The sequence below is a fragment of the Haloarcula sp. JP-Z28 genome, assembly GCF_011440255.1.
Taxonomy (GTDB): Archaea; Halobacteriota; Halobacteria; order Halobacteriales; family Haloarculaceae; genus Haloarcula; species Haloarcula marismortui.
Genome location: NZ_JAAOHT010000121.1, coordinates 1 through 5,982, shown reverse-complemented (window position 1 = coordinate 5,982; position 5,982 = coordinate 1). Strand labels below are relative to the sequence as shown.

General features: G+C 56.4%; 6 protein-coding genes and 2 pseudogenes. 5 read left to right on the top strand and 3 right to left on the bottom strand.

From position 1 onward, the window contains the following. Nucleotides 1–1,002: pseudogene (locus G9463_RS22990) on the top strand (aminotransferase); the annotation flags it as partial. A gap of 101 nt (nt 1,003–1,103) precedes the next feature. Beyond that, on the top strand, nt 1,104–1,409 hold the full coding sequence (locus G9463_RS22985) for a hypothetical protein (protein ID WP_165897936.1): 306 nt from the start codon (nt 1,104–1,106) through the stop codon (nt 1,407–1,409). A gap of 66 nt (nt 1,410–1,475) precedes the next feature. Here the strand turns inward: G9463_RS22985 and G9463_RS22980 are convergent, their stop codons facing one another. Beyond that, on the bottom strand, nt 1,476–1,775 hold the full coding sequence (locus tag G9463_RS22980) for a hypothetical protein (protein ID WP_165897935.1): 300 nt from the start codon (nt 1,773–1,775) through the stop codon (nt 1,476–1,478). Between the two features lie 96 nt (nt 1,776–1,871). On the opposite strand from G9463_RS22980, the gene G9463_RS22975 reads away from it, so the two are divergent. Then, the gene (locus G9463_RS22975; protein ID WP_165897934.1) at nt 1,872–2,210 is read left to right on the top strand and encodes a winged helix-turn-helix domain-containing protein; all 339 of its coding nucleotides are present in this window, start codon (nt 1,872–1,874) and stop codon (nt 2,208–2,210) included. Between the two features lie 11 nt (nt 2,211–2,221). On the opposite strand, the gene G9463_RS22970 is transcribed toward G9463_RS22975, so the two are convergent. Beyond that, the gene (locus G9463_RS22970) at nt 2,222–3,475 is read right to left on the bottom strand and encodes an integrase (RefSeq protein ID WP_240150136.1); all 1,254 of its coding nucleotides are present in this window, start codon (nt 3,473–3,475) and stop codon (nt 2,222–2,224) included. 326 nt (nt 3,476–3,801) lie between these two features. Between G9463_RS22970 and G9463_RS22965 the strand changes: the two genes are divergently transcribed. Together G9463_RS22965 and G9463_RS22960 are read left to right on the top strand one after the other, a co-directional pair. Continuing rightward, nucleotides 3,802–4,671, top strand: coding sequence for a ParA family protein (locus tag G9463_RS22965; RefSeq protein ID WP_165897933.1), 870 nt, complete (start codon nt 3,802–3,804; stop codon nt 4,669–4,671). Further along, nucleotides 4,664–5,131 carry a hypothetical protein gene (locus G9463_RS22960; RefSeq protein WP_165897932.1) on the top strand — a complete coding sequence of 156 codons (468 nt, stop codon included), beginning with the start codon at nt 4,664–4,666 and terminating at the stop codon, nt 5,129–5,131. The genes G9463_RS22965 and G9463_RS22960 overlap by 8 nt, the downstream gene beginning before the upstream one ends. Before the next feature lie 756 nt (nt 5,132–5,887). On the opposite strand, the pseudogene G9463_RS22955 reads toward G9463_RS22960, so the two are convergent. Beyond that, nucleotides 5,888–5,982, bottom strand: a pseudogene (locus tag G9463_RS22955) (IS5/IS1182 family transposase); the annotation flags it as partial.

Below are 5,982 nucleotides of genomic sequence, written 5' to 3'. Positions count from 1 at the left end.
TCCGAATACGATATCGACGACACCGATCCCGTTGCTGACCTACTGGCGTCGTGGGTCTTCACGGGCCCTGGCGTCTCCGACCTCTTGCCCGACGTTCAGGAGGCCGTCGACGAGGAAGCGACTCGGCTTCGCGAGCGCGTCGACGCCGGCGTCGAAGACGCCGCGATCCTCGATATCCCGATGGTGGACGCCAATTCCCACGGCCATATCCGGGGGCTCGTCCGGGAGATTGCTGACCGCAAGGGGTTCTATGACGGCAATCGTGCGGATCTCGACCGACTCACCCGCTGTCTGGAAGCAGCGCTCGCGACGACCGACCGTGGCCCGGACCCCTGCCTCGTGGCAGATGCCCTCGACAGCCTCGAATCGCGTGACAGCGTCTCTGACCGCCTCGATATCGACGCCGTCGAGACCGCGCTGGCCGCGCTCCCCAGCGAGGCGGTCTTCCCAACGCTGCCGCCGGCAGCCCGACGGATGCTCTCGGCACTGTTCGCGAGCACCGAGCCACTCGACCGGCAGGACCTCATCGAGATTACTTCAGAGAGTTCCTATAACCGCCATCACAAGACGTTGCGGGCGTTCTTCCTCGTGGAAGATACGGGTGAGGGCTTCGTCGCACACCTGGAGCCATGGTGGTCGTCGACGTCATCGGTGAGCGAGCCATATCACGAGGACACTCCGTACCCGGGATCACCGGCCGGCCATCCGTCGCACATCCTGCTGGGCCCAGTCTATGACTCTGGGCTGCTGGACATCCCGCCGGATGAATACGCCGAGCTCGGGTATCTCGACTACCAGGACCTCCTCGACGAACTGGGGCTCTCGCGATGGCGCCCCATCCTGGAGGCGTTCTGTAGCGATTGCCACGAGGCAACTGAGCCATCTTATTCAGGCCACTCAGCCCGATCTTACTCGGACCATTCAGGGGTCCGTATCGGGCCGCCGTCCCCGATTCAAGATACTTCTCAAACTTCAATTGCCCAGGCTGTGGCCGACGATTAATCGCTATCGAACGATACTACAAGTCCGTCTGCTACGGTGGACAAAGAAACATATTATTTGAACTTTCGCATAAATATTGAAGATATCCGGTGACCATTTCAATGGAAAAATCAGAGGTAGCAGAAAAATACTCAGAACTATCTATAGGCGACCAGATCCGATTGAATGCCCACCGGTCAAAGGTTGGTTCATCAAAGAAAACCTCGTTTCAGGCAGAGATACTTGAGTACGATGACGGTGACGCCTTCACAGATCCAAAAACTATCGTTATTTCAGAAGATGGCGGAAAGTATCACTTGCAGCCTTTTCCGGTGGATCCGATGGAAATTGACCTACATAAAGTCAATCTTGATGGTACCCGGGAATATCTCGGTGTGCTGACTGAGCTTGATATTAAGACAACTTGACATTATTCACACTCCCCGAATTTGGTTACAACTTTTCAAATAGAAATATCGTATCCACAACGACTGTTAGTCGAACCCGAATGGAACGTCGCCGCCGTTTGATTTCAGATAGTCCACAGCGTCTTCGACGCTGGTAAGACGGACGTTCTGTCGATGTCCACCGCCGTAACCTTCAATCGGAGCATCTGGGTCGGTGACCATGTCTTCGAGCAGGTCTCGCCCGCGTCCTTGCTCGTGAGAGGGAAGCGTCATGTTGACGACGGTGTCAATCTGCTTTTTGTGACCGCCAACGACCTGATTTCGGAGCATTTTTCGAACGATTCGGTTTCGGATTTCTTTGTCCTCCATCTTTCTGTACTGTTGCATTGAGGCTACACCTAATTAAAGATGTTGCATTGTTACAACAGGGATGTTTTGATAGAACAACGCTTAAGTAGATCCCCATCTGATTACCTAACAGAGATGGCAGCCGAAACCACTGATAGTGAGGCGTTCGCCGACGGAACACCGCTCGTCGAACTATTCGGAAAACCAGCCCGGGCAAAGCTCCTGAGCGTATTCGTCGACGAACGGGAAAACGACCTCTCGATTTCAGAGGTATCTCGGCAGGCGGGCATCGCACGGTCCACCACCTACGACCACCTGGAGTTCTTGATTGACCTCGGTATCGTCAAAGAGACGCGAGAAACCGGCCCGAGTACCCGATACCAGCTGAACGGAGACAGCCCGATCGCGGAGCGACTCTACGAGCTTGACGGACTGGTCCTCCGGCAGCTCTTGGAACTAGATGACAACGTGTAGCTGATAGTGGATCAATTGAACAAACCCTCTAATTCGTCGCGCATCTCTTGACGCCGGTGGCGGCGCTGCTCGGCTTCGGAGAGGTAGTTATCGAGAACGACATCTTCGTCAGTAGAGCCCTGTTCTTCGGCCACGTCGGCAAAGCGCTCTGCGACACGCCGTACAGCATCCCCATAGGTCGTGTACCAGAACCGCCGCCCGAGCTTCGGGGTCGGTCGGTCGCCGTCGACGGTAACGTCGGCCTCTTCCGCGAGGCCGCAGAACCGGCGACGAATGGTTGACGTGGAAATGTGACCGCTCTTCGAGCGCGCGGATGGAAACAGAAATCCGTTCCAGCCGTCCCGATCGGCGAGGTCGTCGAGACGCTCGTCGACGGCATCCAGTCCCGTCAGTAGTGAGACGCTCCCCGGCCCGTTCTTCCGTTCGCCTTCTTCGAACTCGATGTGGGGGCCGCCTTCTTTGTCTCCCGCGCCGAGGACGAGCTGATCTATGCGCAGCGCTGCGGCTTCGCTCGGACGCAGGCCCCAGCCACAGACCGCGATGACGAGCAGACGGTCCTCGTCGGTTTCTGCAGCAGCGTGGAGCGCGCGGACTTGGTCGACCTCGAGAGCAGGGTTGTCCCACTCCGGTTCGGAATCCCATCCCATCCGTTTTTCTAGCCGGTAGGTCGGGTCAAAATCGGCAGCCCCGAAGTCGACTTGGTGTTGGTAGAATTGGCGGACCTCCTGGACGTATTTGAGCTTCGAGGCGTGCGTGTTCAGTGCACACTCTTGCCGTCGGAGCACGTCGAAGGTATCGGCGACACGGTCTTTCTCTTCGGCTCTTGACCCCTCACAGATGCCGGTAAGGAGGTCGTCTTCCCCGTGGACGTTCTGGTAAACGCGTACGTATTTCCTGAGGACCGACCGCCGCGTGTTGACGGTGGCTTCAGCGCGGCCCTGGCGGGTTGCGAGCTCCTCCAGATAATCTTCTAGGGCTTCACGGGTCGTGTCGTCCTCGACGAATCCGAAGGGTTCCTCGGTCGGTGGCTCCTCAAGCGGGACGCCAATCTCCTCGTAGAACTCACCGGGTGAGAGGTCAAACTTCCGGGAGAGGTGACCAACGAAGCCTGCGTAGCGGTCTTTCAGCCACGCATAGGGTGGGGTTTCCGTCCGGGGATCAAGGTCGTCTGCCCGCATCTCCGGCTTGATTTCATCGTAGTAGAACGCTTCGCACTCGGTGAGGCTCATCGTTGAGTACCGCGGCGTGTCGGTTGTTCTGGACATTGTTTGAGTTTCTGGCGGGATTCGGCCCTGACAAGCCGGTTCCTCGGTGTTGGACCGAATCTAAGAATGCCGTTTTCTCGTACGACAGGAGTTCATTCTCTATACTGATAGGTTTTGGTGTGAAGGTTTCTGAGTGAGAAAACGTCGACAACACACATACCGCCGATTTTAGCACATTTTTCGTAAATCGTATATCGCTATACCAATACTCGCCTCTCGACCAATTTGTGTCCTTGTCAGTCGAGCGTCTGACACGCATTTATTTACCATAGGGACCACAGACACAACATAGGCCACAGAGACCACAGAGACAACAGGAAAAACAGATGACAAATAGACTCACAGTAGCAAGCGCGAAAGGAGGGGTAGGCAAGACGACTGTCGCCATCAACCTCGCCGGTGCGCTCAATGATCGCGACCACGACGTTCTCCTCGTCGACATGGACCCGCAGGGAGTCGCAACCGAGGGTCTGGGACATGCGGAGGCCTACGACGCAGAACCACCGACGCTGGCCGACACACTTCTCGCCGGCGACCGCAGATACCTGGCCCAGGATCTTCTCTTGGAACATCCCGAGATGGACCTCCTGCCCAGCAACGTCGATCTCCTCAACACAGAACGCGACCTCACACTGGCCGACGTTGCTGCAGACCTCCAGGAACGTGGCGTCGACGCCACATCGGTAATCCAGAGCGGGACGCTCCTTGAGGACTCCTGTCTTGACGAGGACCTGCCCCACGCTCGCTACCAGCTCGACAAAGTACTCCGCGAGGTCGAGGATGACTATGACTACGTCATCGTCGATTCGCCGCCGTACTACGGCGAAATCTTGGACAACTGCCTCTACGCGGCTCCGAACGTCGTCATCCCAGCACTTGCCGAGGGCACGTCCCAGCGCGCTGTCGAACTCCTCTATGACGAACTCGACGCGATGGAACGTGAGACTGACGTCCGTTGTATCCCTGCGCTCGCAGTCGCCAATCGCATCCGGGCGTCGACGAACGAGGCTAAGGAAATGCTGGAGTGGTTCGACGCGGCATTCGCGGAGACACCGCTTATCGAGATCCGCGAACGCGTGGCCCTGCAGTACTCGTTCGACGCCGGCGTAACGCTATTCGAGTACGAGCCAGGCAACGATATGACCGACCGGTTTACTGACGCCGCGAAACACGTGGAGGACTTCTTCAATGAGTGACGACACTGAGAAAGACATGGACCGCGCTGCACGAATTGGCTCACGAAATCACGACCGTCGTCAACGCCGCGACGACTCACAGGAACAACAGGAATCACAGAAGTCACAGAGACAACAGATATCACAGGAACAACAGGCTGGCTCCGCGGATAGCGAATCTGTGGAACAACAGGAATCACAGAAGTCACAGAGACAACAGAGGCCAGAAGAACAGCCGGTAACGGAACGCCGGCACGATACCTACTACCTTCGGGACGACCTCCGTAAGGAGGTCAACCGACTGACTGTCGGCACGTTTGCGGAGGTCGAGGCCACTCATGGTGTGGATCTTGATACTAACCGCCATCGGCGGCCGTTGCTACTCTTGCTCGGCGCAGAGAGGATTGCCGAGATGGATGATGACGAGATTCTGAGTAAGCTCGTTGATGAGGATATCCTCGACGATCCCCAAATTTCGTAGCCAATATAAATATATGTGCAAACGCACCGGTGCCTGATAGACACATCAGATGAGATGCTCTATGGATTCACCACCCCAAGCCAACTCGGACTGTTCGGGGGAGGCATCTGCCTTACGCTTGGGGGGGCGCCTCCAGTGAAACGGCCTGTTGCATCGCGGTGAACTTCGACCGCAGTTGGCCGCTCGTTGAGTGCACTAGCTTCTCGTCTAGCCATGGTCGACAGGAAAGTGCTTAGTTCCACCTTCTACTGATACTTATCTCAAATAGAAAAGGTATCCAATGAATGCCCCGAGACCATGTATAAGAACGAGAGCAGGCAGGAGAATGCCGCACACTCCGATCAGTTGGAGCACTAACGTAGGCCCAGACTGAACAGTCAGAGAGAGTACACCATACGCAAGCAGAGACAAGACAAAAACCCCAGCTGTGACCGCTTTTAGACTCTGAATTCCGTCATGTGCGATAGCCCGGGTACTGTCCGCGCCAAGGAGTGGGAGCCCATGATTTCGGATGTTGATGAAGGTGCGAATTAGTACCCATGCCGCCAGTACAACTACGCCGAGGGAGCCAGCAGCGACAATCATCATTCCGGCGCTGAGGATCGACGTATCGCCGCCTAACGCGGTAAATGACCCAAAAATTACGACCGGCAGTGCGATCACCCAGACTGCAACCGATAGTGCTGTTAGTAGTATCTCAACTGGCAGCGTATTCGCCAACATCGGCTGTGTTGAATCGCCATAAGGCGGTGGAATTCACTGTTTGACGGCACGTTTGATGTTATAGACGACACACATCAGGGCGATTTCTCGGAACTCACGAAACCAGGAACGCGCTCGCACGGCGAAGC

Bases quoted from the DNA above. Each gene is read 5' to 3' on its own strand.
- G9463_RS22985 (WP_165897936.1), top strand. From the start codon at position 1,104: ATGGAAAAATCAGAGGTAGCAGAAAAATACTCAGAACTATCTATAGGC.
- G9463_RS22980 (WP_165897935.1), bottom strand. From the start codon at position 1,775: ATGCAACAGTACAGAAAGATGGAGGACAAAGAAATCCGAAACCGAATC.
- G9463_RS22975 (WP_165897934.1), top strand. From the start codon at position 1,872: ATGGCAGCCGAAACCACTGATAGTGAGGCGTTCGCCGACGGAACACCG.
- G9463_RS22970 (WP_240150136.1), bottom strand. From the start codon at position 3,475: ATGTCCAGAACAACCGACACGCCGCGGTACTCAACGATGAGCCTCACC.
- G9463_RS22965 (WP_165897933.1), top strand. From the start codon at position 3,802: ATGACAAATAGACTCACAGTAGCAAGCGCGAAAGGAGGGGTAGGCAAG.
- G9463_RS22960 (WP_165897932.1), top strand. From the start codon at position 4,664: ATGAGTGACGACACTGAGAAAGACATGGACCGCGCTGCACGAATTGGC.